A 26,685-nucleotide genomic window follows, 5' to 3' on the forward strand; every position below is an offset into this window, starting at 1 on the left:
ATACCACAGGTGATGATGCAGGCCAGCTTCTTCCCCGCCTTCGATTCTCACCCTCAGCGCCCGCTAAAGGTGCTGATCGGCTGCGAGCAATCTGGCGTCGTCCGCGATGCCTTCAACGGCCTCGGCCACAACGCATGGTCCTGCGATCTTCTGCCCGCTGAGCGACCGAGCAACCGCCATATCGTCGGTGATGTGCGCGACGTGATGATGATGGACGATTGGGATATTCTCGCCGTCATGCACCCGCCCTGCACGCGCCTGTGCAACAGTGGCGTCCGCTGGCTGGACAAGCCCGCAAAAAACCCTATCGCTGACCTGAGCGCCGCTGAACGGCTGGAATGGCCCGGCATGAGCGACGCGGAAAAGCTGGCCCTGACATGGAAAAAGCTGGAGGCAGGCGTCGCGCTCTTCTCGGACGTGTGGAACGTCGAGCATATCCCCATGGTCGCCGTCGAAAACCCTGTCATGCACCGCCACGCGAAAGAGCGAATCACCAACTTTCAGCCCCATGCGCAGACCGTGCAGCCTTGGCATTTCGGGACTGACGAGGATGGACCAGACAATGAACGCAAGCGCACATGCCTGTGGCTGCGCAATTTACCGACCCTGACGCGCACCGGCACGCTTGACGGCACCACAGCGCGCGACAGCGTTCACAAAGCCAGCCCCAGCCCTAACCGCTGGAAAGAGCGCAGCCGGTTCTTTCCCGGCCTGGCTCAGGCAATGGCCTTGCAATGGGGTGGTGCGGCGCAAGCCCGCCAGATAGCCGCCTAATCCGCGACAACGCCGCCGCACCGGCAGAATGGTGCGCTGAAGGGGGTGACTTACGCTCTGCTTGTTGAAAAGGTTTCTAGATATTAGAATCAGTGAGAAAAGGTGAACGTCGCCAACAAACAGTCCCGAGGGAAGTTTTTAGCGGCGTTTATAATGGCATGTCTTCACGCTATTGGATCATCACAGTTGCGCTTGGATTGACACTTAATGCCGGATCAGGTTACGCCCAAGAGCAGACAGGCAGCTCCGATGGCCAACCTGACCAACAGCAAGCTCCAATGTATCCGGACATTCCTTCACCTTTCCTTGTTGAGATCGTCGAGGATGAGACCACCGCTGATGCCCTCAAGCGTAGCGCAGAAGAAGCTCGCCAAAGAGAAATAGAAGGCCTCGCGGCCCAGAAAGCAATGAATGTTGCCACTCAATCCATTGAGGAGGCGACTGTTGATATGAGAAACTACGCGCTGGCCTCAACAATCTCTGTGTGGATTGGTACTTTCCTGCTGATCGTCACTCTTATTCTTACTTGGATGGCGAACCGTGCTGCTCAAGCAGCTGTAAGGGTAACTCGGGAAACCGGAAGAGATCAGGCTAGGGCCTATGTAGAAGTGGACGCTGTAAAGTTCTACTGGGGGACGAAAGCTGGACAAAAGCCCGAGTTCAAAATATCTCTTCGAAATCACGGCGCGACTCCCGCTAAGTGGCTCCAAGTTAGACAAGACTATAGGCTCTACACGCATAAAGAAAACGAAAGCGTTCCCACTAATTTTCAAAATCTTCGATTACCTACCGAATACGATGAAAGATGGAACGGCTTAGCATCAAGTGAAAACGAGCAGCTTACTTCCGGCCCGCCAATTAGAGACGCTCAAGAAATGGCTAAATGCCGCTATGATCTACCTCGGGCTGGATACACACCCGCTCTCAATACTCATGGAGTAATTGTGTTTGGCGAAGTTAGATACTGCACAATTTTTAACGAAATTTATACATCACAGTTTTATTTTGGAGCAGCATCGCTAGAGGCGTTTCAAGCCAACGAACCTGAAATAATAGATAAACGGCAAGGACAAAACGAAATCGAGTTGGTTAGACTGATCCGTGAGATACCTCAGTCACTTTCTAGGTTTCCTGTCAAATTAGATTTGTACCAAAAGCATGACACTAAATAAAGAAGCCATCTGAAAGGTTTTAAATAATCCGTCCGCCAGCTACGGGCGGACGGTGCCAGAGGAAGGTGTATCAAAAAAAAAGTATAGATAGCTGGTAGTGCGCGTTGCTTTAATCGCCTTGCACTAGCCCTCCCAAGCGCGATGCCCGTTAACAGCCTGAAGGCACTCGCTGTAAGTGTCGAGCAACCATTTTCGGTCCACGTTTGCGCGGGCAAGGTTCATGTCCTTACCTTCTGCTACTGCAATTATCGTGGTCAGCCTGAAAGCCACCTGCTCGGGCGAGTTTTCGCCGATGTGAACTACAGAATTATCAGCCATTTTCTAAACTCCTTAAATTAGGTTCCGAGCCTGTCGCCAAGACTACAGTTTGTCAAATGCCGAATTATTAAATTATTCGGGAGGCTCCGCGACCACCGCGCAGCGATAGCCCGAGCCGTCTATCGAATGCTCAACGCGCGTCACAAGCCATGCGCCGTCCAAGTAGGACCGAAAGCCAGATAGATTAACCAAGCCCTCGGCAACTAGGTCTGGATTTCCCGTCAAAGTGACCGATACCGCGCGGCCGGCGCGCGACGCCCGAGCGAACTCCGCGTCCGCCGCGCGCTGTGCGGCCTCCCGAGTAGGGTAACGGTCCTTCAGGCGCATTACCGGCTTGCCAGACCCTGCAACGCACTCGACAGGCACGCCAGCGCCCAGATCATGCCAAATGGCGACCACCTGCCCGACCGTTTCCCGCAGCGACCGGCTCGAGCGCCAAGATGACACGTCGCCCAGCGCGATCGGGACCGTAGGCATGGCCTCGCCAGCGACCGAAAGGCTCTCGCCGCGCTTTGCCATGATCAGCTTGCCGTCGCCCGGCTTGGCGATCGCGTCCAGATCCCGCGCCAGGCGCGAAAGCAGGTTGATGTCGCTCTCGTCCACCTGATCGATATGGGGCAAGGCGATATCGGCCAGCGACGTCGAAACAGCACCCTCCATGCCGTTGTCGCGCGCAACCCGCTGGACCAGATCGCCAAGCCGCGTCCCGACCGGCCACGACCGCGACCGCTGCTCCGTGATCGCGGTTTTGCCCGTAGGCGTTTCACCGTGAGGCGAGGCGACCGCCTCGATGTTCATGACGTCCGGTGGCCCCGAGATTTCGACCCGATCAGCAATGAACAGTCCCATGTATTTGAGGCGCACGCCATACCCGAGCCAGACCTTGATCTCGGCGCCGACGCTGGGCTCCTTGAGCCGATCGAACAGCGAGGCGTCCGAAAGCCCGATCGACAGGCGATCCGACTGGACGCCGGCGGCATCCGACACCCGCAAAGAGATCAGCCGCTTGACCAGAATGCCGGTGATGTCCTCGCCGTCCACCTCAACGCGAAACGCCGGTTTAAAATCCATCAACCCCAAAGCCGAACCGCCTCCTCGGCTTTGGGCTGCGCCTCCACCGGCAGGTTAACCCGCGTGCCAAGCGGCAGTATCGGCCCCAGAGCCGCAACCCCTCGATTAGCCTCGAGAACGCGCTGAACCAGCCCGGCGTCCTGCCGACCGTAATGCTTCCACACCACCCGATCGACAGTGTCGCCATCCTCAGAAAGGTAGAAGGGAACGGAGCCCGCCATCGTAACGCCTCATTTTTATGTCGAACTCTTGCCGAAGCGGAGCGCCGCCCCGCTCGAAAATGCGCTGGCCCTCGCGAACCGCCTCCACAACCCAGATCCCGATCACCCGGCCGCCCATCGAAACCAGAGGCAACGGGATGCCGAGCGACGCCTGGGCGCGCATCTTGGTCAGCTGGTCCAGGCCGCCCCGGTAGTGGGGATAGATCACCCCGCGCAGCTCGAGCGTTTCCCCAGGCGTGCCGGTGAACTGCAGCGCGTCGTTTGTGCCGACACGCTGCTGCGCAGCCCAGCGATACTCGGCGCCGCGCGACAATTCGTCGTAGGCGGCCGTCGAGATCGAGAACTGGTAGACGCCCAGCTGCAGCATCGGCTCGCTCATGAGACACCCCCATACTGGCCGTAGCCACGCGCGCCATCGTAGAGCGCGCCAGCGTTCGCGTTTGCCAGGCGCCGCTCGAGCTCGTCCAGGATCGCCGAAGCCGACATCCCGGCCGCGTTGATCTGAATGTGATTGGTCACCGGCCCAGAGCCGCCGCCAGACATGCCTGCAACGGCCGCCGCGACATTGGAGCGCGCGCTCGATGCCAGCGCCGCGATCCGCTCCGTCGCGCGATTGTTGGCGATGAAACCGGAGCGGTTTTCAAAGCGAAGCTCGCGACCGCCCTCACCGACAAGCAATGGCCCGGCGCGGAACGAACCGCCCGTCGCGCGCGCCTGCGGTTTGTGCATGGGATGGCCGGGAGGGTATGGATTGTCAGCAGACCCCGGCGCCGGACCCGAGGGACCGCCGATGCCCAGCGCGCCCATCGCGTCGCCGGCCTTACTGCCCACCCACCGCAACGCGTCGACCACCGGCTTGATCTTCTCGAGAACCCAATCGAACTTCGCCCCGATCCACTCGAGGATGCCACCAAGCGTCTCTTTCAAAGAGCGCCAGCCGGCCTCGATGTTTTCTGTCACGCCCATCGCGTCCGTCACCGGCTTGATGACATTGTTATAGGTCCACCGCGCCCCGTCGCCCATCGCTTCGAAAAGGCCCGTATACCAGCCAACCACGCCGCCCCATGCCGTTTTGAGCCCATCGACTGCGCGGCCCATGTCTCCGGTGAACACGCCACCCACCAGATCACTCAGCCCGGTGAACACGTCGCCAACATTGCCGAGCCGCTCCTTAAACCAGGGGCCCACGTCCTCCCAATTTTTATAGATCAGGTAGGCGCCGCCAGCGATGGCCGCGACCGCCAGGCCGATGGGGTTCGCCACCAACGCGGCACCGATCGCCTTAACCCCGCCCGCGACCAGGGGCATCGCAGGAACCAGCGACCACATGGCCCAGCCCAGGCGTCCGACACTCCACGCAAACGAGCCGATCGAGGCAATGGCCTTGCTGGTCAAAACGGCCCCGAGGATCACGCCTAAGTTGTCCCAGCCGCCCACCATATCGGCGACCTTAGCCGCAACACGGCCGACCGTGCCCGCGACCTCGCCCATACCGGACGCCACCGAGCCCACGATCGGGATCACACGCTCAAGGCTCAGGACCGCTTGCTCCGCGAATGACTTGATGTCCTCGCGATTGGTCTTTGCCCAGGCGGTGAAGGTTTCCATTGAGCGCTGCACGACCGGCATGAACTCAGAGCCGATTACGTTCTTAAGACCTTTGACGGTCAGCTGCGCATCGAGCAGACGATCCTGGAAAGTTTCAGCGGCCTTTGTGGTTTCTTCGGAAAGCATATAACCCGTGTCTCGAGCCGCCTGAAACAGCTCCTCAAGGCCTTCTTTGCCTCCCATCAGCATATTGATCATGCCAAGGCCTGCACGCGAGAACAGATCGGATGCGATCGCTGCGCGCTCCGCCGGGTTTTTCACGTCCTTCATTTTACCGGCGACTTCGGCCAGTGCATCCTCTGGTTTCATTTTCAACAAATCGCCGACGTTGAGCCCAAGCTCCGCGAGCGCATCGGCGGCCGGGCCGGTGCCGCCTTTCGCTTCGCCCAGCCGCTTGACGAATGCCGCCATTGAAGAGTCGAAAGTGGAAACTTCGATCCCCGACCGCTCCGCCGCGTACCGCAGCTCCTGAAACGCCTCGACACCAATGCCCAGCTTCCTAGCCTGCTTCGCGACATCGTCGCCCAGCTTGGCGGTCGAACTTGCGAGCCCGAAGATCGCCGTGCCGACCAGGCCAACCGCGACCGAAGCGTTCCGCGCGACCCGCGAGATGTTGCCTGTCATACGGCGAAAGTCATGGCCAACCCGCTGCGATGCCTGCGCCGCGCGCGTCCACCGTTCCTGCTTTCGCTTTAGCGTGTCCAGCTGGCGCCCGAGCTGCTCATATTCCCGATCGAGATCAGCGACCGAGCGGCCCTGCTTTTCCAGAACCTTGCGCTGTTTGGAAAGCTCCTTTTGGCGGCCGGTGATCGTTTTGATTTCGTCGCCAACGCCCTCAAGACCCGAGCGAATGATGCCGATGTTTTTCTTAACCGACCGCTCCAGGACCGAGCCGATCTGGACGGTGGCGTTAAGCCGTTGGTTTGCCATCGCTCAGACCCTCAATCCACCAATTGAACCGCGATGTAGGCATCGCCATGATTTCCGCATGGCCCCATCCGGTATGTGATGCGAGAGCCAAGACGCCCTGCCGGATCACGCTCGCCTCAAGGCTCAATCGTAAAAAAAACCCAGCGCCTCCTGCAGCCGGATGAAATCGCGCATCTTGACCCCGCGCAGCTCCTCCGGAGCCACCTCGGCCAGGTTAGCGATCAGCGCCACCTCGGCCTCGGCATTGTTGCCGATCTTTTGCGACACCAGCTGGTCGTCAAGAGAAGGCTCGCGCAGCTTTATGCTGGTCACGTGAGCCCCCGCGATGTCCACGCCGCGCGAGAGCTCGACAGTCAGGGAGCAGTCAGCCCCCTCTTTGATATACGCCGGATAACCCGGCGCCTTGTTGTCCGACATGGAATGCCCCCCCCCCCTTAAATTCCGAGCGCAGCGCGACGCGCCGCCAGCTGATCAACGCCGTTGATCACGCGCTTCATGTTCGGTACGTCGATCTCATGGATCATCCGGCCGTCGAGCTCCTCGGAGAAGAAATCGAGGCGCAACGTGAAAGTAAGCGGAGCCTGCTGCCCAGGCGTCCAGGTGCCGCGCTCGACCCGCGTGATTTTGCCGCGAAGGCGATGAATGGAAGGCTTGACCGACCCATCATAACTCTCGAGCGCGCCGCGCGCCGTGAGATTGATGTTTTCGCGCTCGATCACCCCGTAGAGCTCCAGCACATCGCTATCGTAGGCCGAAAGCACGAAGGTGGCCTCGAGCGCCTCCATCCCCATGTCGAGCGCGATCGGAGCGTCCATGCCCCCCGCCCGAAAATCCTCGGTCTGGACCGCCAGAGCGGGAGGCGAATATTCGGAGACGTTGCCGGCATAGCCGCGACCGTCCACGAACAGGTTAAAATTGCGAAGAATATCACGAGCAGCCATTACGACAGCACCTCCGAAATATAGGTATCAACCAGGTGGGAGCGGAACGTGATGTGCTCCGCAGGATAAGGAGGCGTGAACTCCAGATTAAAATACACCTTGCCATCCGCAATGGAAGCCGGCGTGTTCAGATCCGGATCAGGGAAACACCGGCCGCCCAGAAGCGCGCCCTCCGCGACAAGACCAGCGATAAAGCCGTTCACGCTGTCAGCGACGTCCTCGAGATAAGTCTTGGTGATGTTTCGATCGACCGCCCAGAGATGCGCGCGCTGCAGGCTTTCGTGCAGGATATCCGCCGTGCGCCGCACCGAAATGAATTGCCATTTTGGATCAGCGGTGGGCACCCGATTTCCCCAGAGGCGAAAGCCGTCCTGCCGGATGATGGTGGCCACGTTGTTCTCGTTCAAAAGGTTCGCGCGGGACGCGGCATCGCCCAGCTTGAAATCCACCGGCCGCGCCGTGCCGATGATGCCAAAAATGCCCTTGTTCGAAGGCGACCACCAGAAGCCCCGATCGTTATCGGTGCGCGCGATGACACCCGCGACCCGAGCCGATGCAGGCTTCACCGCGACGTCGCCATTTGCATCAAAGACCTTCACCCACGGATCGATCACATAGACCCGGCCCGAGGTGCCCCAATCGGCCGCGTAAGTCTGCGCATCCGCGTCGGTGGTGTTCGGCCCGTCCGCGACGATGACCGCGCGCAGGCGATCGGCGATGCCTTCCATTTCAGATACGACAGGATTTGCAGTCGGAGGATTGATGCCATCATCGATGCGCTGGTGCGTCCAGCCTGGCGCGCAAAGGATGCGCGGCGTGAAGCCGACAACCGGCTCAGCCGCCGCCAACGCATGCACGCCCTCATAAGCGCCGGTGCCCGCATCGACCCCGCCGATCACATTCGCCAACGTCGCGTCCTCATCGATGCCCTCATCGACCCGAACCACAATCACCACTGCGCCGATCTGGTCGAAGATCCCATCGAGCGCCGCAGGCAAGGAGCCAAGGCCGGTGCCGATCGTGTCCAGCTTGGCAGCCTCTAGGCGATTTCCCGCAACCAAAACCGGAGTATTAAGGGGAAACGCCAGCGGATCAGCATCAGGCGCCGTGCCCACGATGCCAATAACACCCGATCGCACCGTGCGGATCGGCCGAGCGCCGGTGTCCACCTCGATGACTTCAACGCCGTGTAGAAATGCCATTTGATCCGCCTCGATGATTGCCGCTGTTCGGCACAATCATCGGGGCGAGGCAGCCTGCTTTCCTCTGGCGGTTTCCCCGCCTACTGAAAGCGCCAGAGCGCAACCGCGCCGAACATGGCCAAACGCGCCCAGCGCCCGACCCCATCAGCGCGCAAAGCCTCGTGGAATTCAGCGGCAGCGGTGACACGAGCCCAGCCCGTCATCAGCATTTCATCATGGAGAGCGGCAGCTTTCAGGAAACGCGGATCATGCGGATCGAAGATCCAGCGCAGCGCACGAGGGATAGAGACGTCGAATACCCGCCCAGCAGGGACTACGAACACAAAGCCCGAGCGCGGATGGCCAACCGCCCATTTCAGGTCGCGCCTCGACCGATACCGGATGCCGCCAATGGGCTCGCACCAGCCAACGATCGAGGTGTAGTCACTCACCGCCCAGCGCCCAAGCTTACTGCATGGTGCCCGAGAGGATTTCAGCGATACGCGTATCGGCATCCGCCGAAGCGACGGTGCCCGCCGTCACCAACTCCTGCACCGCATAGCCCACGCCCTGCTGCGTCGAGCTTAGAGACAGGCGGATTTGCGTCGCGCGCGGATCGTCCACGATTGACCAGAAGTCATCAAGGATCGGATCGGTCGCGCGCAACTCTTTCAGCTTCACACGCTCCGCACTGGTAAAGAGCAACTTGAATTCGACTGGCGAAACGGCTGGGCGCTCCGGCTCAGGCTCGGTGGGAACAGGGTCGGCGGGCGCAAACCATGTGCCGTCCGCCGCGCGGAGCCAGCCACGTTTGACCCCTTCGGGAACCTTGACAAACTCAGCCGCCAGATCGGGGTGAAATTGCGAAGCAGGATCGGTTGAAATATCAACCGCCTGATCGTTTACAATTCGAGCATAATTCATTTTCTTACCACTCCACTATTACGAGACCGTCGCCGCCGTCGCCGGCTTGGCATCCACCAGTACCGCCACCGGCACCACCGCCAGCCCCCAAGCCTCCGGAACCAGCGGTAGAACCGCTGGTATTGTTAAGGGAAGCACCTCCGCCGCCGCCGATACCGCCGTCTCCGCCGCGATTTCCAGAACCGTAACCTCCTCCTCCTCCGGGGCCTCCAGTTGGATAGTTGGAGCTGCTTTGCGCTCCACTTCCTGTAAAACCATCAAAAGGAAAACGGATAACCGCGTTCAATCGGTTAACAAAACCTTGTTCGTTGCTGGCTTGAATTCCGGCAAGGCAATCCTCGCCCGTTTGTGAAAAAGCGGACGCACCCCCATTACCGCTCGCTCCGTTCGCAATACCCGAACCACCTTTGGCATTAAGCTCACCGGTGCCCCCGCTGCCAAGCTGAGACCCTGCGCCCCCGCCCCCCGTGCTGGCCACACTATTGGTAGGCCCTCCGCGACCACCACTGGCCTGAAAATCTCCACCTGTTCCTTGACCGGGGTCGCCCCCGAGGTTGGTTGCTGCCCCCGATGTTATACCCCCTGAACCCCCCGTCGCGCTGATAAGCGACCCGAATGAGGTCGAACCACCTGCGGTTCCGCTGTTAGGCCCCGAGACTCCGCCTGCACCGCCTGCGCCAACAGTAATTGCGTAAGAAGTTCCGGGGGTGACCGTAAACTCCCCGTGTGCGTATCCCCCTCCACTCCCGCCGGTTGCTTTAGTGCTGCCACCCGAAGTCCAAGTCGTCGCGCCACCTCCGCCAGCCCCCACGACCCGCACACGGATTTTCTCCACACCGGCGGGAATGGTAAAGCTGTTCGATCCCGGAAGGGAAAATGCTTTCCATGCTCCGTTTCCGAATTGGCCAAGATAGCCCGGCGGAACAACTCTAGTTGCAGTGATTCCACCGCCTGCCTCTACCTCTGCCACCGCCGCGCTTACGCTCAAAGTCCTGCCCATTTAAACCTCCTGCTCAAAACCGTGAACGCGCGCCGTCACATCGCCAGTGCTCGCGCGCACAAAAACCTTCTCGCCTGCGCCGAGAACCAGCGCAGACCGTTCCAAGACCCCATTGGGGGGCAAGGTCACATCATATTCGATGAAATCCGCCGAGACAGGCGCCGCCGCCTGCGTGCTGATCGCCACGCGGATCAACGCCTCCGCCGCCGCTCGATTGCATAACGAAACAACCACCGTCGCGACTTTCGAAGCCGGAACCGTGTAAAGGATCGCGTCCGTATCAGCGGTCAGATCGACTGCCCCAAGTGTTCCGCTCATTTTCTCACCTCACTGCCTACAATTGCGCCATGAAAAATGCGCGCGCATCGTGGTTTGTGTTAACTTTGACCTCTAGCACCGCGACGCCCGTTTCCAGCGTATCCAGCCGCGCCTCAAAATCATTGCCGAGCAGCGCGTCCACTTCCAACTGCGCCGCAGCAACGTCAGCCCGGATGGCGTCCAACTCAGGAGTGATGCTTTCGCCAATGACTGTCAGCGTCCGCGCGTTCAGACCGTTGATCGCCGCGTCAGCTTCAGCGATTACGTCGCGGTAGGGCTGGAGCGCCTGCCACATGCCGCCAAGGATTGCGTTCAGATTGGCGAGCGATAGCGGGTAATCTATCGTGGCGACATAGCCGTTACTCGGGTTCGGCAGATCGGACATTTGCGCCCCCTTCCAAAAGTTTTGTCAGGACCGCGCCAGTGATACGATGCCGATGGCGCGGCATGAGCTGAACATCAGTGCCAGGGATGGCAACCGGGCCGCCAAACCGCACCAGATAAACCGCCTTCGCCTCGTATTTTTCATCCATGATAGAGCTCCTTAAAACGCGAACATTGCGACGTTTTCCGCGAAACATTGATCGATGATCGACGTGCTCGCGATTTCCAGGCGATACCTTGCGGTCGTGGTCGCAGGCACGGTGAAGCTCGCGCGCAGCTTGACCCGCTCGGGCTCCGGATAATCGTCGTCAATCTCGGTGACCGTATCGGCCGCATATTCCGTAGCGCCCACGATCAGCTTGGGCACCGGCGTCTGCACCAGCGGATCATAATCATCGAGAACGGTCTCGGTGATGATGGTGGTGGTGGACAACCCGAAATCATGCGGTTCGCTGATCGCGACCAGCGAGGCGCCGCGCTTGAACGCCCGGTGCCGCGCCGAACTATCCAGGACGATCGCAGGCATCAGATCAGTCGTGCCCTCGAACACCGCGCGGATGCGGCAAGTCTCGGGCACATCGCGCAGCGGCGAATTATCGTCCGTCGAAAACGGATGCCACACATCCGGCAGACCAACCCGCTTCGGCGCATATTCCCAAGGCAGGCGCGTGCCGCCCGGCTCCCAACCGCCGTAGGTAAACCGAAACTCCGTCATGCCACCGCTCAGAGACAGAGGCGCGAACTCGACCACAAGGCGCGTCGTGGAAAACTTGGCCACATTCAAACGGAACGCAAAATCTTCGGTCGGGCTGCCTTGCGACCAGATCCCGTCCGTCGACCAGAAAAGCGAGCCCTGGGCAAACTTATTGCCGGTCACGGTGCGCAGCGCATGGTTGCCGGTGGTGACCGTAAACCAGGCGTAGCGCTTGCCCGACACCAGCAGTGTCGGCCGGAATTCGCATTTCACCCAGCCGGTCGACAGCGACGCATAAGGTACCAGACCCTTGACAATCGAGGTGTCGAAGTCCGGCGTGCCGCTTTCATTGACCTCGCAGAGAAAAACATGGATGTCGCCATCGCTGCCGACGCGCGACACATCGAACTCCAGGGAGGTGGCGATCCGCTCCTGCGAGTTGAGGAAGGTCTGGCCATAGACCGATCCGTTGACGCCATAGTTGGTGATTTTGGTGCTGGTATAGGTTTGATCCCATGTCCGCTTGATCACCTGGCGCGCGCGGAACTCGGAGTGCCCGATAGCCTCCTCCTTGTCGTTCCAAGGGTTATCTGTTTTCCCGAGAGACTGGAACGTCTCACCAGCATCCGTCCGGAAATTTTCGAGATAGGCCGCGCCCGCGACGTTCGCATACTCCTTGGTGTTTTCGCAGATTTTGACCGTCGGGCCATATTCAATACTCGAGCGCGAGATGGTGCGCGTCTGGCTGGTGCGAACCGTATGCACCTGCTGCGAGATATCCTTAGTGGCGCCAGAACCCGAGACGTCGATCAGACGCTCCTCGGTCCACGCTGGAAGCAACACCCCATCCTTGATGCGGATAGCCGGGCTGGCATCATCCAAAAGCGCCATCTGGTTGTCGGTAGTGGCAACCTTGGGGAATTTGACGCCCTCGCCAATTTCCGCCGACCAGCCGGCGTAGCTTTCGTCCCACGCCTCGGTGGTCAGCGCCGGATCGAAAAACCGGGAAACATAATTGACCGGAGCGCCGAGCAGCTGCTCGACCCGCGCCAACCCGCCCTGCAGCTGGATGATGATCTCGGGCCGGATGATGCGCGGGATCGCGCCGCGCAGCACGGCAACATCCGTCTCCAGACCCGCAACGCGCTGAAAGAGCGCGTCGACACGCACCTCGAGTGCCATCAGTCGCCCATCAACATCGTAGAGGGATTTCACCTTATCAGAGACGGCCGGCTCGATAGCTTGCGCGCCGGCACCCGAGAGCAGAATGAACACCACCGCACAAGAGCTCTCCGGAACGGTGGGCTTCACCGCACTCCCCGGCGCCGCCTGCGTCCCCTGCTGCACGACAAATTCGACCAGCCGCACCTCTTCGCCGACCACGTCCTGCTGCGCAGGCTGCGGGTTTTCCGGATCAGTGCCGGTGCGAACTTTCGCCGAGCGATTGCGCGTCGACTGCACGGCAGGCTGCGCCAGGATCGCGATCCATTTCTCGTTTCCCACCGGAGGCAGGTAATCGAGGATGCCGATATCAACCGCTTCCTCGAGGGAATAGATCGCATCGCTTTTCCAGAGCTCGCCCGGCGCGATGGTGATCGATTGGCCGCCTCCAGCGATCGTCACCGTGAACCGCGACCAGTGCGAAGGGAAGGCGATCGCCCCGCCCGTCAACGCGTCCGCGTGTTCCCGCGCAGCCCGGCCGATGCCCGAAAACACGGCGCCTGTTGCATACTCTTTGTCAGCGATTAGGACGTTGCGCGTCATGCCGAAAGCTCCAATCTGTCTATAAATTGCCCGGTGGACAGGACATCCGCCGTCGACGGCGCATCCCCCGTTGTGACTGGTCGCCGCGCATCGAAGTGGCAAGCAACCGCGATCGCCGGCCCTTTTGCGGCACGCGCCGACGCTAAAGCTCGATCTATTGGCTCGGGATCGGGCGGCGCCACGGCCGCGTCACCAATCGCGTCGCCGCCAACCGCCATCGCCTCGGCATTTTCGACCAGCACGACCAGCGTGAGATAGTCGGCCGTGAACGCGTGTTGATTTACCCGGCGCGATCCAGCCGCCGTATCGCCCACGATGAACGGCGCTGGATAGGCCAGCGCATGCACCAGCGAGGCGTCGACATAGGAAAGATACCGCTCCAGCCCGAGCCGCGTGCCGACAAGGTCCCCGAGCCGCTCGCCAGGATAAACAGGATGCAACCCGGCATGGTGCGCGATGATTGCGCGCTTGCGCGTCTCGGCCCAATCATCGAACCAGAGCCGCACCCCATGATGCGCCGCCAGCCAAGGCAAAACATCGGCAGCCGCCGAATAGGGATCACGCTGAACGCGAAGCGGAACACCAGGCTGCCGCGAGAGCACATCCGCAAGAGCGCGCTCAAAATCCGATGCGTTGGGAGGCAGGAGATCAGCCGCGCTCATTTTACGCGACCTCCACAGTCAGCGTGCGCAGGATCGGCGCCGAGTAGGGCTCGGCAGCAAGCGCCACCGGAGCCAGATCCTCGACCGAAACAATCGAAACACCATCGCCATAAGCCGCGCCCTGAAGGAGCGCAGGCGGAACCGCCGCACCGATGCGCTGTCGCGCGACGCAGACCGATCGGACCCGCCGCTCGGCCTCGATGCGCGCCAGCTCGCGCGATGGCCCATCCGTCGCCGCAGGCGTCACACGAAGATGCACGTCATACTCGACCCGATCGGCCCGCACGACAAAACCGCCAAGCCCGTCAGGATACGCGCCGCCACCAAAAGCAGCGTCGCGGATCGCGTCGATCGCTGCGCCCAGCGCGTCCTCATAGCCCGCGCCCAAAACGACAAGATCGACGTCGCCATCCCGGCCGTGAACGCTTGGCCCGATCACTGCGGCATCCGTCAAATCCGGCGCGGCCGAATAGGCCCAGAAAGCCAGCGCGCCCCGGCTTCCTGCGCTATAGCGCGAGAACGACAGAAGATAGCGATTGAGCAGCTGCGCATCCGTCTCCAGCACAGCCGGATCGACGCCCTGCGCCGCCTTCACGACCGCGCGCACGATACCCTGCCCTGCCGCCAGCGCGTCCAGATCGGAACCGACAGCCGTCGATGCAAAAAGCGCCTGGGCGCTATCATTCACCCGCTGACGCAGCAGGAGCTCGCGATAAGCGACCGCCTCCATCAGCTTGAGAACCGGCTCGCTCTCCAAGGCGGCCGAGAAATCCGGATAGCGAGCCTGGAAATCCGCTTGGATGGCAGCCAAGATCACCTCGTAGTCGAGGCTCTCAACAACGCCAGGCACCGGCAGACCAGCGACATCCGCCGTCAGCCGCTTGTCGAAAAAGGCCGCAGGATTGGTCATCAGATCACAATTCCCTCTAGCGAGATCACCCGACCATCCGGAACATAGAAAGCGCGCAGAAGCAGCTCCAAGCGGCCCGGCTCCGCGCTGGTGATTTCCACCTGCTCGAGCTGAACGCGAGGTTCCCACCGATCGAGCGCCTCGGCCGTCGCGGTATAAACCTCCAGGACCGTCGAGCGATTGATCGGATCGTCAACCAGATCATACAGCCGACTGCCATAGTCGCGCCGCATCACCCGACTGCCAATCGGAGTGGTCAGAATGTCGGTGATGGACTGGCGCAGATGGCCAAGCCCGTCCAGCACCGTCCCGTTTGATGCGTTCATGCCAATCATGGCCCGATCATCGGCGCGCGCCCGGCTGCTTTCCTCTGGCGGTTTCCCCCGCCGAGCCTTAGATGGGCTCGCCGGTGTTGCCGCCCCCAGGCTGCACGCCAGAATGCAGATGATCGTCGCCGATATTGCTCTGATTATGGGTAACCGACCCGCCCTCAACAGACAGACCAGACGCGGAGACTGTCACCGACACGCCCCCAACGCGCAGAACGATGCTCTCAGGCTCAATGATGAAGCTGGCCTCGCCAAGATGCACCTCGACCGCCTCCCCTGCCCCAGAAGGCGCCGGAATGTCGTCCTGAAACGCAGCACCAAGGATCACGCCCTGCGCGGTCTCGCCGCTCTCGGCCAGAACCCAAACCTGCTCGCCAACAGTAGGCGGCGCCCAGATCCGCGCAGCGCCAGCGCGCATCGCCATAAATGGCAAATCCGCGCTTTCCGTTTCGGCCCCGAATGTGACCTTTGCCCGCGCAGCGCCAGGATCGACAGAAACGATCCGGCCCACGCGAACCATGCTGGCCGAGCGCCGCGCGCTTTCCCCCGCCTGAAAACTCACGGATCGACCTCGGGCGCAACTTGAGAATACTCGCCCACATTTTCCGGCCCAGTCTCAGGCTCCCACCCGAGATAGACGGTGGTCGGCACCGACAAGGGACAATCCCAGACGGACGGCCCGAGATGCACAACCTGCTCCCACTCGACCACCCAGACCTCATACTGATCAAGGTCCGGATCGAACGGATCAGGCCCGATGATCGTCACGCGCGACGGGCCCACCGGCATCCCCCATCGATTGAGATGCACCAGGTGGCCCAACTGCCCAGCGCCCTTGCGAACTTGCCGGTGAACATCCGCTGATCGAAAGCCGAGTATCAGCCGCGCGCGCCAACGCGTGAGAACCGCCAACTGCTCGGTGCCAGGGTCGCGCTCCGAAGCCGCCTCCATGTCCTCCAGGTCCACCAGGATCGCAGGCAGATCGAGCGCCGTCCGCTCAACGGGATACGCCTGCACCGAAGCGACGGCAGGCATGCCGGCGGCGATGCCAGCGATCACCGCATCATGCAGAGCGTCCAGATCAATCTCGGTTTGCGCGTTCATGCCCCACCCACATCATAGATCGTCCGCGCGCGGATTTCGGCGCGGAAATTGCGGAAAAAGACGTCCTCGATTTCATCAAAGACCTCGTCCTCGATAAAAGTCTGGGCTTCATCCTCGATATCGAGCCGCGCCTCCGCGATCGGGTAGCGCGACTTTCCGACCCGGCGCATCACGGTGCGCTGGCCCTTTGTGTTCTTGGCGACAAAACCGCCAGACACCGATCGGCCCGCGACAGTGGCCCCTTTGGCCGTCTCGCGCGGCCGCCCCTTGAATGCCGAGGCCCGCAGATCGTTAAGACCGAACCACATCCGGACCCCGCCCAGATCGGACCCGCTGCCGCGCTTGAACTTGAAGCCCTCCATGCGCTTTCTGAGCTCCGATGCCGAGCGCAACCCCAGACGAGTGCGCAGCCCCTTGCGCGCCTGGGTTTTCATGTTGGACGCTGTGCGGCGAAGAGCCCGAGAATACGCGTAGCGCAGCTGCTTTTCCGTCGCGCCAAATTCGTCGGCGATCCGCTGCATTTCAGAGCCGTCGAAATCAAAATGCAGCACCGCCCGCCTCCTGCTTCACCAGCTCGAGAGTAGCCATGCCCGTGCCGTCCGACTTTGGCCCGCCCAGCGCGATATACTCGACACCATCGATCGTGACGCCGTCGCCCCGCTTGATGCCCGAAAGCGCCTGCTCAGTGGATTGGAAGCGCGGCGCAGAGGTGTCCAAGCGATATTCGCCCAGCTGCGCGTCGAGGAACGGATCATCGAAGATCCCGACGATCGAACGCGAAACGCCCTCCGCAGGAGTGACGATCGCGGTAACCGCAAATTCATCAAGCTGCAGGAAGGCGTCCAGGTTTTCCCAGGATGGCGACGGCACGGCCGTCAGCCCTTCGCGGTTTTCGCGTCAGCTGCCTCTTTCGCCTTGGCGTCGGCTTCCGCTTTCGCCTTGGCGTCAGCTTCGGCCTTGATTTCGGCTTTCGACTTCTGGTCGTCGGCAGGGTCCTCCTTCGACAACACAACCTTGCCCGCCTCAAGAAGCGGTTTTGCCTCAGCTTCAGAAAGAGTGAGCGACTTGCCAGGCACGCGAATTTTGCCGCCGTGGACAAACGCCTTCGTGACTTTACACACGTGAGTTTTAGCCATTTTTCAGGTCTCCAGTTTCCGGATTTAAGCGCCCGGCCGCCCGAAGGCGACCAGGCTACCCCAGGGAGGTGGGATTAGGTGGCGTCCGAGCCGTAGCAGAAGCTCTCGACACGGCGCAGGAGGATATCAACGTCCTGCATGGTGACGATCCGCAGACGGCCCTTCTTCGAATTCGAGTAAGGATCGACGGTGATGTCGAGACCGCCCCACATGCCGACAATCACGTCCGACCAGTTACCGAAGAACAGATCACCAGGCACAATCTGGTTCGTGACCTCGGCGCCGTAGCCGTTGACCGTGTTGCCCTGCTCCCAGATCGGCGCACCGTTGGAACCGCCAAACTTCTCGGTAGTTTTCATATGGCCGCGCATGGCAGAACCCATCGCGTATTTCATCGAATTAACGTCCGCGTTGTCGGCGGAAATCGCGCTCTCCATCGCGACCACCTCAGCATAGGTGGGCAGGCTATTGCCTGGTCCACCCGCATCGGCGGCGCCAGCGCCACCAAAGTCGACAGCGTTGATGCCGGAGTAGTTTGTGATACCCTTGGGCTGATCGCCAGTGCCGCTGCCATAGAAACCTGCGGTATCGATGGTCAGCGCCAGAGCGGTAGCAAGATCGCGACGAACCAAGCTCTCCATGTCCATCGACGCCTGCTTAAGCAGCTTGCGTGTGATCTCGGAAAACGCAGCAACGGTTTTCGGCGACATGGAAAGCTGGCCGAGCTCGAGGTTATCCTCTGGCGCATCAGCATCCTCACCGATCCAGTAGCCCGAGGCACCCGACGCCTGAAGCGGGATATCCACATTGCCGACCAGACCGTTAAGCGGAGTGGCCAAGCGCATGAGGATCGCCTTATTGCGCAGCATTTCGATAAACGACTGCGAAAGCAGATTGGTGGCGATCGCGTTCCCGCCGGTATCACCAGCCGCCACGCCGCCAGTGCCGGTATTGACCGCACGCGTCAGCACATCAGGCGGAACCATGATGCCCTCGGCCGACCGGCCCATCGCCTTTGCAGCAGCCTCGGAGGCTTCGAATTCAAAGGCCGCGGCTTCCTGCGCGCGGCGATTGGTGGGATCGGACAGCGCGCGGATAGCGCGGATGAACGAAAACTGGTCCTTTTCCTGATCGGTCAGGCCAATGTTGCCCTCGTCACCGAGCGGCCCCTTGGACCTCTTACCGCCATCGATGTGATCGAGCAGCGCACGCTGGAACTCGTCTGCGCCTTTACCCTCCTTCACAAAATCCCGCGCCAGATCATCGGCGCCATATTTCTCGCCCATTTCCATGATTGTGCGAACACGCGTGCGCTCGGCCGTCGAACCGGTGGCGTGCGCCTGGCGCGTGCCCTCTCCCGCCTCCTCGATGGTTTCCAGAACCTCGGTGATTTTGCCATCACCATCCACCATTGCGCGGACGAGATTGCCCGCGCTGTCCCGCAAAATCTTTTCCATAGCTTCACTCCGTTTTTGAGACTGCGCGGCACCAGCGCCGCTCGCTTTTGTGGCCTCAGTATCCGAGCCAAGATCGGCCGCATCCTCTGGCGGTTTCCCCTCGTCCATTTCGCGGCCGACCCCGACCGAGGGGTCAGCAGCAACAGCGACGATCGAAACCTCGAAAGGCTCCCAATCCTTGACGGTGACCAGATCGGCCTGCCCCGCGCGCTCCTCGACCTCGATCTTGTGGACCAGATACCCGACCGACACATGCCGCCGGATGCCGTCGATCACGTCGCGGAAGATTTCCTCAGCGCGAACCCCGCGCCCGAATTTCACCAAGGCCCGGCCGCGCTTGTCAGCATCGATGCGCGCGCTCTCGACAACGCCGATCTGGTCGTCCCAATCATGGTTGACCAAGAGCGCCGCGCCACCCTCCATCCGCGCCATACGAACCGAAGCCGGATCGTGCGAAAGCACCTCAATACCGAAGAACCGCTCGACCTCGATCTCCGAGGAAAAGGCGAGCTCGACGGTGCGCGCGTCCTCGTCAATCTCCCGCACCTCGGCCAGCCGCGACAGACCGCGCCGCCCGCTTTCGCCCGCCGCGTTGATCTGTTCGACGGTAACCGCCCGAGTGAGAGAGCGCCCGATCAGATCAGCTGCCGTCCGCACCCGAGCCCCCGTCGCCTTGATTTCCGGCACCTTGACCGGCTGCGTTTCCTGAGCCATTGGACCCCTCCGAATTTTGAAGCACGACCGTGTTGATGATGTCCTCGGGAATGCCGGCCGCGCGCATGTCCGCGATATCCCGAGCGATGTCGCGCCAGACCGTTTGCGGATCTTGGCCGCGATCACGGATGATCTGAGACGGCGACATCAAAAGGTTATTTTTCGCCAGGACGGCCGCTTTCACGTCCGCATTGGGATCGATCCAATCCCAGCGCCGAGGCTGCCAGGTGACCTCCGAGAACTTGTCGACCTTGGCGGCCGGCAGAGGCGAGCCGTTCGCCTTGATCTGACCGGCCGCAAGCGACCGCTTGATCCAGCGCGCGAAGATCTCCGAAAGCAGGCTTTCGACCACCCACTCCTGGAGATCCTTCCAATGCTCGCGTTCATCGAGCGTGCCCTGGCGGATCGAGGAATAATTCACACCCTCAAGATCGCTGGCCAGATTGTTGTAGGCGACCCCGAGCCCGGCAGAGATGCCGCGCAGCTGGTGTTTGGAAAAGCCCGCGAACTCACCCGAGGGATAGTTGGGATCGTGCGACTTGAACCGCGCGCCCGCCGGCAGCTCATGATAGACACCGGCCTCGCTTTCGATTTCGAGCTCTACCGCGTTGCCTTCATCATCAACGGCATCGGGCCCGTAGCCTTCCTCCCATTCGAAAAAACCGGTCTTGTTCGCGCCCTCGCGCGCATTGACCAGCGCCGCGTTTTCAAGCTGGTTTAGCTGCTGCATGCGCCAGAGCGCCGTGGCCGTCCAAGGCAAGCCACGCTTCTGGCCGACCAGGTCCGTGATAAACGAATGGATGATCTCGCCGGCAGGCACGCGCACGAACGAGCGGCCGCCGTATGTGTAATCGCTCTCCTCCGCTTTCAGCGTCGAAAAGTAATAGCCCGTAGGCCGGCCGAACTTATTAAACTCGATCCCGTGCCGGATAAATCGCCCATTCGGCAGGCTGACCTCGTCCATATCGACAGGGCACCGCTGCGGATCAATCACATTCAGCGCGAAACCCCAGGGACCAGCATCCCGGCCGGTAACGATCTGCACAAAGAACTCGCCGTCACGCGCCGCCGTGACAACCGCCAAACCTTGGATTTGCCGCAAAGGCAGGCGCCCGGTCACGTCGCAATTTGCCGCTTTCGACCATTCAGCCCAGGCGCGCTCTATTGCATCGTTCGCAGAGCGATCGAGCGTGCCGCTTGGGTCTTTCGCCTGCGCCTGCAGCTGCACACCGCGCGGCCCGATGATATTCTGCCGGGCCATGCGAAGGAACGCCTTGGCATGGTCGTTATTCGCCGCCTGCTCGCGCGACCGCGCTACCAAAACGCGCTGATTGCGGCGCACCACATCGTCGGCGGTCAAAGGTGTTGTCGACCAATTGCCAGTCAGACGATCCGAAGCGCCGGCATCAAAAAGCCGCTTAGCCGTCCCGCCGCTACGCCCGAGCTTCCCGCCGCTCTTTTTCGTGACCTTCGGCACGCTGCTCTCGACCAAGACCGGCTCCGAGCGCGTCTGCGCTTTGCGTTTTCCGAACAAACCCATCAGCTGAACCTCACGCGATGGATGCGGCCCAGGATTTTACCCGCCCTCGCCGCAGCCGCAGAATTGACCTCGGCCCGATACCGATCGCGCAATTTCAATAGGTCCGCGATAGGCGTCCGCGAGAGCGAGCGATTGTTGATCGAATAGCTTTCTTGATCGACCGAAGCCCGGCCCTCGATCACCGCCTCGATAGCCTCGAGCACCCGCTGCGCGTGCGACCGGCCGTCATAGGCGCCCGTGACCGCCGCGATATCCGCCAGGATTTTTGTTTGACCCTCGCCCAGGAGCACAACATCACCCCCGCCGCTGGCGCGGATTTGCCACCAATAGGAACCAGGCGCCCAAGCGCCTGTCGCTGCGGCCTGCGCCAGAAAGGTATGATCATCACCCACGCCCGTGGCGATCAGATCGATCACAGTCGGCCCGCGCAGCACCAAAGACAGCTCCCAATCCGGAGCCGGATATTCGGCGAAAGACAAAGGCACGCGGAACGTGATGCCCGCCGCGATTTCAGATGGTATCAAACCGACCACAGCCCACCGTTTCCCTATTTACGGCGGCGCTTCTTCGATTTGCCACGCCAGACCCGCTTTGCACCAGCATCGGTGTCAGCCGCGTCGGCTTCCTCTGGCGGTTTCCCCGCGAACCGCACGGATGCGGCATCCTCAACCGGATCGCCCCCGGCCTCCTCGTCCTTTGGCACCAGCCCGCGCACCAGGCGCGGCACGTTGGGATTGATCAATTTCAGGGCCGCATAGGCATAGACCCGGCAATCGAGCGCCTCGTTACGATCCCGCGTCTTGTGCCATTCCCGCACCTGGAAGCCCCGCGACAGCCGCGTGCGCAGCGCCTCGGCCGTGGCCTGCGCGAACCATTCCGGCGCGCGACTGTCAGGCACATGGCAAAAGCCCGGCCCAGGCTCGGCGATGCCGAACCGGCGCGCGACGATCAGCTTTGCCTCGTCCACACCCACCGAGAACAGCTGGATCATGCGCGCGCGGCGCGATCGGACCCGGCTGGGCGCGGAAACAACCGGACGGCCCCAGCCGCCTACACCTTTCACGGCAAAGAGGCGCCGCCCCGTCTTGCCCCGCGCGTATTCATACGCCGACTGCGTCAGACCCTCGCCACCGCCCGTGTCGAGGCAAGCCCCGGCGATCGACAACTGCGCGCCCGAGGCGTGCTCGAAAGTTTCCCCGAGCACCGCGTCGAGCTCCTCCCAGACTTCCGGCCGCATCGGATCGCCATAGATCACGCGATAATCGACAGACCAGCTTTCCTCCCCGAGCCCCCAGCCGACCACCTCGATCTCCAGGCGATCCTGCTGCATGTCGATACCGGCCGTCAGCACGCCAACGCCGAGAGGCACCGGCGCGGCGAAGGGATGCGACCGCGCGATCAGGTCCGCGCTTTCAACCTGGTCGCCTTCTTCCTCCCAGGTTTCGGCGAGCGACACGTTCACGAAAGTCTGCAGATCCCCGGCCGCCTTCTTTTCGAGGAAAGACTGCACCACGTCCTCGAGGCGCCGAAAGCACGAATACAGCTCATTGAGATGAAAAGAGGCATGCCCGCGAAATGGCTTTTCAGCGATCCAGCCGGCGCCAAGGCTCTCAGCTGCACGGATCGCGGCAACCCGCTCGCCATCCGTCCAGACCACCCCGCACCCCTCACAGACATATCCCGCCGTTTCCGGCAGGTGATCGCCCTCGTCCGACTTCGACCATGTCACTTGAGCCCATTTCAGGTGCTGCAGCGCCTCGCAATGAGGACAGACGACATGGAAGCGGCGCATATCGCCCGCCTCGAATGCGCCCTCGATGTATGACGCGCCCTTGACCGTAGGCGTCGAGATTTCGAGCAGGAGGCGCTGATCGCCGAAGGTGGCCGCGCGCTGCCAGAGCAGAGACACCGGATGCCCCTCATGCGTCCGATCGTAGCCGTCCGTTTCATCGCAGACGATAAACGGCGCCGATCGGCCCCGCATTGTCTTAGGCGAGCCCGACCAGGAGAACATCAGGAAGCCGCCTGGGTAGCTTTTCATGCTCTGATTGTTGACGCCATCGCGGCCGCGCGGTTTGGCAAGGCGGTTTTGCAGCGCCTCGTTCGCCTCGACCATCGGGTTAAACTTCGTCTCGAGCCAAGTGTGCAGATCACCTTGCGAAGGCTGCAGCATGATCTGGCTCATCGGGTTTTCAGCGATCCGGAACGCCTGTGCGCAGAGCGCAGTCTGCGTTTTGCCCACCTGAGCACCCCACATCAGCGAGATCCGCGACACCAAAGGATCGACAGTCAGATCGAGCGGCAACCGCTGATATGGCGCGTTATCAAACCGCATCATGCCAGGAATTGCGTTGCCCACCGGGATATAGATCGCCCGCTCGGCCCAGACCGATGGCGCAACATCCGGAGGCGGCGCAAATGTCAGCAACGCCTCAGAGGCAATCCGCGTAGCGACGGCACCGATCGGCACAGGATCACTCACCAGAAAACAGCTCCTCGACATCAGTCTGCGCCGCCGCCGTCATGGCCAGCGCGATCTCGTCACGGATCACCCGTTTGATCGCCGCCTCGTCCGTCAGCCCGTTGATCCGCGACGCGATCCGCGCCGGTGTGTTGCCCAGAAGATTTGCGCGAACTTCGCCCAGGATCAGCTGCCATGCCCGCTTGACCTCGGACGCGTCGATCGCGTCGCCTGCGCGCTTCGCCGCCTCCATTTCAGCGATATCCGCCTCGGCTTTGGTCTTGCGCGCCTTTTCGACATGGTAATCGATCGAACCGCTGTCCGCAGGATTGCCCGCCGCTCGCGCCTGCAGATACCGGATATACCCCTGCACGGCCGCCGCCAGCTCATACCGGCCGCGCTCAGCCTTGGGCACGACGCCCTCCTTCGCCAGCTGCTGGACCCGCCGCTCGGTCAGCATCAACAGCTTGGCGATGATTTTCGCCGGATATGTGGGACTACCCGCCGAGCTCATGTGCCAGGCACCCCATCATCATCATCGATCAAAACCGGATCAAGAAAAAGACCGGACAAATCATCATCCGTATCAACAGCTTGGCGCCGGGAGCGAGGCTCCACAGGTGGCAAAGCCAAGAACCGATCAAAAACCGCCTGAATTATGGCCTGGTTATCGCGCGTGCGACCGCTTTCCTCCCAGAGCGCATCGAACCACTCGATGAAGAACGCACCGATCTCGGGCCCGACATCGATATCGAACTGCTCCGTGCGCAGGTTTTTGTTCAGGTTCATGGACGAGCGCATAACGGCCGTGCCGCGCTCGCCCTCCACGATGATGACCTTCGCGTGAACCGACAGGCACCGAAACGCATCCACGCCCAGAACCTGAATGAGCGGCCCGGCGAACTTTGGCGATTTTTCAAACGTGCCCCGATCGAGCAGAACCCGGCAATCCGTGATCCGGCCATCCATCTCGATTTCGCGCGCCCGCTCGACATCGTAGATCCCGGTGGTCCAGGTGGACAGCCGCACCCGCGCCGGCCCGAGCTCGTTAACCATGTGCTCCATCGCGTCGATCGCAGAGAACTGCCCAGCCGTCAGCCCGGTGACAGCGACGCCATCCGACAACGGCCCGATCGTATCGGCCGCCGTGCCAGTGCGATGGGCGACAAAGCGCACCTTGCGCGACGAAGTGCGCAGCGCGCGAGGCGGCCCTTTCTTCCGCTTTGGGTTTTTGTCAGTCACAGCCGCCCCACCAATTGAACAACCGGCGCAGGCAATAAGACCGGATCACACTGATAAGGGAAAACACCGCACCGATCGCGGCATGCTGGCCGAGGCTAGGGTAAAAGCCGAACAGAGGGAGCACGATCGCGTTTGCAGCGACCGCGAGCGAATAGCCAACCGCCAGGTTGACCAGAGCCTCGAGGAACGAACCGCGCCGCGACTGCACTAGGCATCCTCCACAACTTTCTGCCGCTTCGCCGCAACCGCGTCGAACAACTCGCCTGTTTCGGCCAGCTTGGCCTTCAGCCCAGAGAACTCCTGCCACCGGCGCACGATCACGTCCGCATATTTCGGATCGAACTCCATCAACCGCGCGCGGCGCCCGACTTTCTGGCAGGCAATGAGCGTCGAGCCCGATCCGCCAAACAGATCCAGAACCGTATCGCCGCGCCGGCTGCTGTTTTTCAGCATGCCCAGGATCAAGCCAACCGGCTTCATGGTGGGATGCTCGGCGGATTTCTTAGGCTTCTCGGCGCGGATCACCGAACCGACAAGCTCCTCCACATGCAGATCGGCCCCCGAGATGCGCAGCGTGCTCTCGCCAATCTCGATCTGGACGGCCGCGCCGTCACCTTCGACCAGGAAAGGCATGTCCTCGGCATCGACCACCGTCGTGTTTTTCCGCCCGCCATGCCACGAATGCGCAGCGCCCTCTTTCCACCCGTAGAGGATCGGCTCGTGCCGCCACTGGTAGTCAGATCGGCCCAAGACAAGCGCCGGCTTGACCCAGATCAAACAGCCCGAGAGTTTGAACCCCGCCTCGAGGAACGCCCCGCGAAAGTTGAAGCCCTCGGTGTCCGCATGCGCCACGTAGATCGGAGCACCCGCCCGCATGACAGCGAACGCCGAGACAAAGGCGTCGCGCAGGAACTCACGAAACGCGCCGTCGCCCATGTGGTCGTTCTGGATTTTCCCGGCCTTGCTCTCATAATTCACGTTATAAGGCGGATCGGTCCAGCAGCAGTCCACCGGGTCGTCACCGCACAGCTTCTCGACATGGGACAGCAAGGTGCTATCCCCGCACATCACACGGTGATCGCCAAGCACCCAAACATCGCCGAGCTGCGAGACAAACGAACCGCCGAGCCCCGGCGCATCATCATCGCCGGTCAAGCCCTCCTCCTCGAGGTTTTCCTCGTCCAGGAACAACGCGTCGATTTCCGAGGCATCGAAGCCGGTCAGGCGCAGATCGAAACCGCCGTCGCGCAGCTCGCCGAGCTCCAGCTTTAGCAGCTCCTCGTCCCAACCGGCATTCAGCGCCAGCTTGTTGTCGGCTATGATATAGGCACGGCGCTGCTCATCCGACAGGTGCGCCAGACGAAAGCAAGGCACCGTTGCCATGCCCATCGCTTTAGCCGCCATCACCCGGCCGTGCCCGGCGATGATGGTGTTATCGGCCGCGATCAGCACCGGATTTGTGAACCCGAACTCCTCGATCGATTGCGAAATCTGAGCGATTTGGGTTTCGCTATGCGTGCGCGCGTTCGCGGCATACGGGATCAGATCGGAAACCGCGATAAATTCCAACTGGTTAGGCATATCGGCCGCCTTGGAAGACTTAGGCATCACGACCCCCAAACGAAACGAAATGGCTTTTCAGAGCCACCCACAAATAAATTTTCGCGCGTAAACACACCCTCACTAGGCACCCCCCGCAGAAGGACCCAAAGTTTCTGGAGGCGCGAGCCGGAAGGTGATCGCGTAGCCAGGGCAGGCCGCCTCGAACAAAGCATAGGCCGCACCGATCTCCGCACGCGTGCGATCCGTGTCCGACCGCGACCGCGACGG

Annotated in this window: 34 protein-coding genes; 3 read left to right on the top strand and 31 right to left on the bottom strand. The window is 61.5% G+C overall.

The window, feature by feature from the left end; translation table 11 throughout:
* Nucleotides 1-12 precede the first annotated feature (12 nt).
* From V8352_RS13455 to V8352_RS13465, 3 genes are all read left to right on the top strand, one after another.
* A complete protein-coding gene (locus V8352_RS13455) occupies nucleotides 13-774 on the top strand; it encodes a hypothetical protein (protein ID WP_336424889.1) in 762 nt (253 codons plus the stop codon).
* A gap of 102 nt (nucleotides 775-876) precedes the next feature.
* Entirely contained in the window at nucleotides 877-975 is a 99-nt protein-coding gene (locus tag V8352_RS13460) for a DUF6471 domain-containing protein (protein WP_336424810.1), read from the top strand.
* A complete protein-coding gene (locus tag V8352_RS13465) occupies nucleotides 933-1,946 on the top strand; it encodes a hypothetical protein (RefSeq protein WP_336424890.1) in 1,014 nt (337 codons plus the stop codon). Before V8352_RS13460 ends, V8352_RS13465 begins: the two co-directional genes overlap by 43 nt.
* Nucleotides 1,947-2,069: 123 nt before the next feature.
* Here V8352_RS13465 and V8352_RS13470 read toward each other — a convergent pair whose 3' ends face one another.
* The 31 genes from V8352_RS13470 to V8352_RS13620 all read right to left on the bottom strand — a co-directional run bounded on the left by V8352_RS13470 (nucleotide 2,070) and on the right by V8352_RS13620 (nucleotide 26,436).
* A complete protein-coding gene (locus tag V8352_RS13470; RefSeq protein ID WP_336424811.1) occupies nucleotides 2,070-2,264 on the bottom strand; it encodes a hypothetical protein in 195 nt (64 codons plus the stop codon).
* A 72-nt stretch (nucleotides 2,265-2,336) separates the two neighbouring features.
* Nucleotides 2,337-3,335, bottom strand: a complete 999-nt coding sequence (locus V8352_RS13475) for a contractile injection system protein, VgrG/Pvc8 family (RefSeq protein WP_336424812.1) — start codon at nucleotides 3,333-3,335, stop codon at nucleotides 2,337-2,339.
* Nucleotides 3,335-3,556, bottom strand: a complete 222-nt coding sequence (locus tag V8352_RS13480) for a tail protein X (RefSeq protein ID WP_336424813.1) — start codon at nucleotides 3,554-3,556, stop codon at nucleotides 3,335-3,337. Before V8352_RS13480 ends, V8352_RS13475 begins: the two co-directional genes overlap by 1 nt.
* Entirely contained in the window at nucleotides 3,525-3,935 is a 411-nt protein-coding gene (locus V8352_RS13485) for a phage tail protein (RefSeq protein WP_336424814.1), read from the bottom strand. The genes V8352_RS13480 and V8352_RS13485 overlap by 32 nt, the downstream gene beginning before the upstream one ends.
* Complete coding sequence (locus V8352_RS13490) at nucleotides 3,932-6,094, bottom strand: phage tail tape measure protein (RefSeq protein ID WP_336424815.1); 2,163 nt, start codon at nucleotides 6,092-6,094, stop codon at nucleotides 3,932-3,934. Before V8352_RS13490 ends, V8352_RS13485 begins: the two co-directional genes overlap by 4 nt.
* Nucleotides 6,095-6,217: 123 nt before the next feature.
* Nucleotides 6,218-6,511 (bottom strand): phage tail assembly protein, encoded by a 294-nt coding sequence (locus V8352_RS13495; RefSeq protein ID WP_336424816.1) that lies wholly within the window; start codon nucleotides 6,509-6,511, stop codon nucleotides 6,218-6,220.
* Nucleotides 6,512-6,528: 17 nt separating this feature from the next.
* On the bottom strand, nucleotides 6,529-7,035 hold the full coding sequence (locus tag V8352_RS13500; protein ID WP_336424817.1) for a phage major tail tube protein: 507 nt from the start codon (nucleotides 7,033-7,035) through the stop codon (nucleotides 6,529-6,531).
* The gene (locus V8352_RS13505) at nucleotides 7,035-8,237 is read right to left on the bottom strand and encodes a phage tail sheath subtilisin-like domain-containing protein (protein WP_336424818.1); all 1,203 of its coding nucleotides are present in this window, start codon (nucleotides 8,235-8,237) and stop codon (nucleotides 7,035-7,037) included. Before V8352_RS13505 ends, V8352_RS13500 begins: the two co-directional genes overlap by 1 nt.
* 80 nt (nucleotides 8,238-8,317) lie before the next feature.
* Entirely contained in the window at nucleotides 8,318-8,668 is a 351-nt protein-coding gene (locus tag V8352_RS13510) for a DUF1353 domain-containing protein (protein ID WP_336424819.1), read from the bottom strand.
* 16 nt (nucleotides 8,669-8,684) lie between these two features.
* A complete protein-coding gene (locus tag V8352_RS13515) occupies nucleotides 8,685-9,140 on the bottom strand; it encodes a hypothetical protein (protein ID WP_336424820.1) in 456 nt (151 codons plus the stop codon).
* Between the two features lie 4 nt (nucleotides 9,141-9,144).
* Entirely contained in the window at nucleotides 9,145-10,140 is a 996-nt protein-coding gene (locus V8352_RS21970) for a glycine-rich domain-containing protein (protein ID WP_442971033.1), read from the bottom strand.
* Nucleotides 10,141-10,458, bottom strand: a complete 318-nt coding sequence (locus V8352_RS13525) for a hypothetical protein (protein WP_336424822.1) — start codon at nucleotides 10,456-10,458, stop codon at nucleotides 10,141-10,143. It abuts the gene before it with no gap.
* A gap of 16 nt (nucleotides 10,459-10,474) precedes the next feature.
* Nucleotides 10,475-10,843 carry a hypothetical protein gene (locus V8352_RS13530; RefSeq protein ID WP_336424823.1) on the bottom strand — a complete coding sequence of 123 codons (369 nt, stop codon included), beginning with the start codon at nucleotides 10,841-10,843 and terminating at the stop codon, nucleotides 10,475-10,477.
* Nucleotides 10,818-10,991, bottom strand: coding sequence for a hypothetical protein (locus V8352_RS13535; protein WP_336424824.1), 174 nt, complete (start codon nucleotides 10,989-10,991; stop codon nucleotides 10,818-10,820). The genes V8352_RS13530 and V8352_RS13535 overlap by 26 nt, the downstream gene beginning before the upstream one ends.
* An 11-nt stretch (nucleotides 10,992-11,002) precedes the next feature.
* A complete protein-coding gene (locus V8352_RS13540) occupies nucleotides 11,003-13,300 on the bottom strand; it encodes a hypothetical protein (protein ID WP_336424825.1) in 2,298 nt (765 codons plus the stop codon).
* Nucleotides 13,297-13,962 carry a phage tail protein I gene (locus V8352_RS13545; protein WP_336424826.1) on the bottom strand — a complete coding sequence of 222 codons (666 nt, stop codon included), beginning with the start codon at nucleotides 13,960-13,962 and terminating at the stop codon, nucleotides 13,297-13,299. The genes V8352_RS13540 and V8352_RS13545 overlap by 4 nt, the downstream gene beginning before the upstream one ends.
* 1 nt (nucleotide 13,963) lies before the next feature.
* Nucleotides 13,964-14,872 (bottom strand): baseplate J/gp47 family protein, encoded by a 909-nt coding sequence (locus V8352_RS13550; protein WP_336424827.1) that lies wholly within the window; start codon nucleotides 14,870-14,872, stop codon nucleotides 13,964-13,966.
* Nucleotides 14,872-15,198, bottom strand: coding sequence for a GPW/gp25 family protein (locus tag V8352_RS13555; protein ID WP_336424828.1), 327 nt, complete (start codon nucleotides 15,196-15,198; stop codon nucleotides 14,872-14,874). The genes V8352_RS13550 and V8352_RS13555 overlap by 1 nt, the downstream gene beginning before the upstream one ends.
* 67 nt (nucleotides 15,199-15,265) lie before the next feature.
* Nucleotides 15,266-15,763, bottom strand: a complete 498-nt coding sequence (locus tag V8352_RS13560; protein WP_336424829.1) for a phage baseplate assembly protein V — start codon at nucleotides 15,761-15,763, stop codon at nucleotides 15,266-15,268.
* Nucleotides 15,760-16,305: a hypothetical protein gene (locus V8352_RS13565; RefSeq protein ID WP_336424830.1), complete on the bottom strand. Its 546-nt coding sequence runs from the start codon at nucleotides 16,303-16,305 to the stop codon at nucleotides 15,760-15,762. The genes V8352_RS13560 and V8352_RS13565 overlap by 4 nt, the downstream gene beginning before the upstream one ends.
* Complete coding sequence (locus tag V8352_RS13570; RefSeq protein WP_336424831.1) at nucleotides 16,302-16,856, bottom strand: phage tail protein; 555 nt, start codon at nucleotides 16,854-16,856, stop codon at nucleotides 16,302-16,304. The genes V8352_RS13565 and V8352_RS13570 overlap by 4 nt, the downstream gene beginning before the upstream one ends.
* Nucleotides 16,843-17,175, bottom strand: coding sequence for a head-tail joining protein (locus V8352_RS13575; RefSeq protein ID WP_336424832.1), 333 nt, complete (start codon nucleotides 17,173-17,175; stop codon nucleotides 16,843-16,845). Before V8352_RS13575 ends, V8352_RS13570 begins: the two co-directional genes overlap by 14 nt.
* Nucleotides 17,176-17,180: 5 nt before the next feature.
* Nucleotides 17,181-17,441, bottom strand: a complete 261-nt coding sequence (locus V8352_RS13580) for a DUF7210 family protein (protein ID WP_336424833.1) — start codon at nucleotides 17,439-17,441, stop codon at nucleotides 17,181-17,183.
* A gap of 74 nt (nucleotides 17,442-17,515) precedes the next feature.
* Nucleotides 17,516-19,612 carry a phage major capsid protein gene (locus V8352_RS13585; protein ID WP_336424834.1) on the bottom strand — a complete coding sequence of 699 codons (2,097 nt, stop codon included), beginning with the start codon at nucleotides 19,610-19,612 and terminating at the stop codon, nucleotides 17,516-17,518.
* Entirely contained in the window at nucleotides 19,539-21,152 is a 1,614-nt protein-coding gene (locus tag V8352_RS13590) for a phage portal protein (protein ID WP_336424835.1), read from the bottom strand. The genes V8352_RS13585 and V8352_RS13590 overlap by 74 nt, the downstream gene beginning before the upstream one ends.
* Nucleotides 21,152-21,676 (bottom strand): hypothetical protein, encoded by a 525-nt coding sequence (locus V8352_RS13595; protein WP_336424836.1) that lies wholly within the window; start codon nucleotides 21,674-21,676, stop codon nucleotides 21,152-21,154. The genes V8352_RS13590 and V8352_RS13595 overlap by 1 nt, the downstream gene beginning before the upstream one ends.
* A 23-nt stretch (nucleotides 21,677-21,699) precedes the next feature.
* Nucleotides 21,700-23,634: a phage terminase large subunit family protein gene (locus V8352_RS13600; RefSeq protein WP_336424837.1), complete on the bottom strand. Its 1,935-nt coding sequence runs from the start codon at nucleotides 23,632-23,634 to the stop codon at nucleotides 21,700-21,702.
* Nucleotides 23,627-24,127 (bottom strand): terminase small subunit, encoded by a 501-nt coding sequence (locus V8352_RS13605; RefSeq protein ID WP_336424838.1) that lies wholly within the window; start codon nucleotides 24,125-24,127, stop codon nucleotides 23,627-23,629. Before V8352_RS13605 ends, V8352_RS13600 begins: the two co-directional genes overlap by 8 nt.
* Nucleotides 24,124-24,855 (bottom strand): hypothetical protein, encoded by a 732-nt coding sequence (locus V8352_RS13610; RefSeq protein ID WP_336424839.1) that lies wholly within the window; start codon nucleotides 24,853-24,855, stop codon nucleotides 24,124-24,126. Before V8352_RS13610 ends, V8352_RS13605 begins: the two co-directional genes overlap by 4 nt.
* Complete coding sequence (locus tag V8352_RS13615) at nucleotides 24,848-25,063, bottom strand: DUF7220 family protein (RefSeq protein WP_336424840.1); 216 nt, start codon at nucleotides 25,061-25,063, stop codon at nucleotides 24,848-24,850. The genes V8352_RS13610 and V8352_RS13615 overlap by 8 nt, the downstream gene beginning before the upstream one ends.
* Entirely contained in the window at nucleotides 25,063-26,436 is a 1,374-nt protein-coding gene (locus V8352_RS13620) for a site-specific DNA-methyltransferase (RefSeq protein WP_336424841.1), read from the bottom strand. The genes V8352_RS13615 and V8352_RS13620 overlap by 1 nt, the downstream gene beginning before the upstream one ends.
* Between the last annotated feature and the right edge of the window lie 249 nt (nucleotides 26,437-26,685).

Source organism: Roseovarius sp. D0-M9 (assembly GCF_037083805.1).
Taxonomy (GTDB): domain Bacteria; phylum Pseudomonadota; class Alphaproteobacteria; order Rhodobacterales; family Rhodobacteraceae; genus Roseovarius.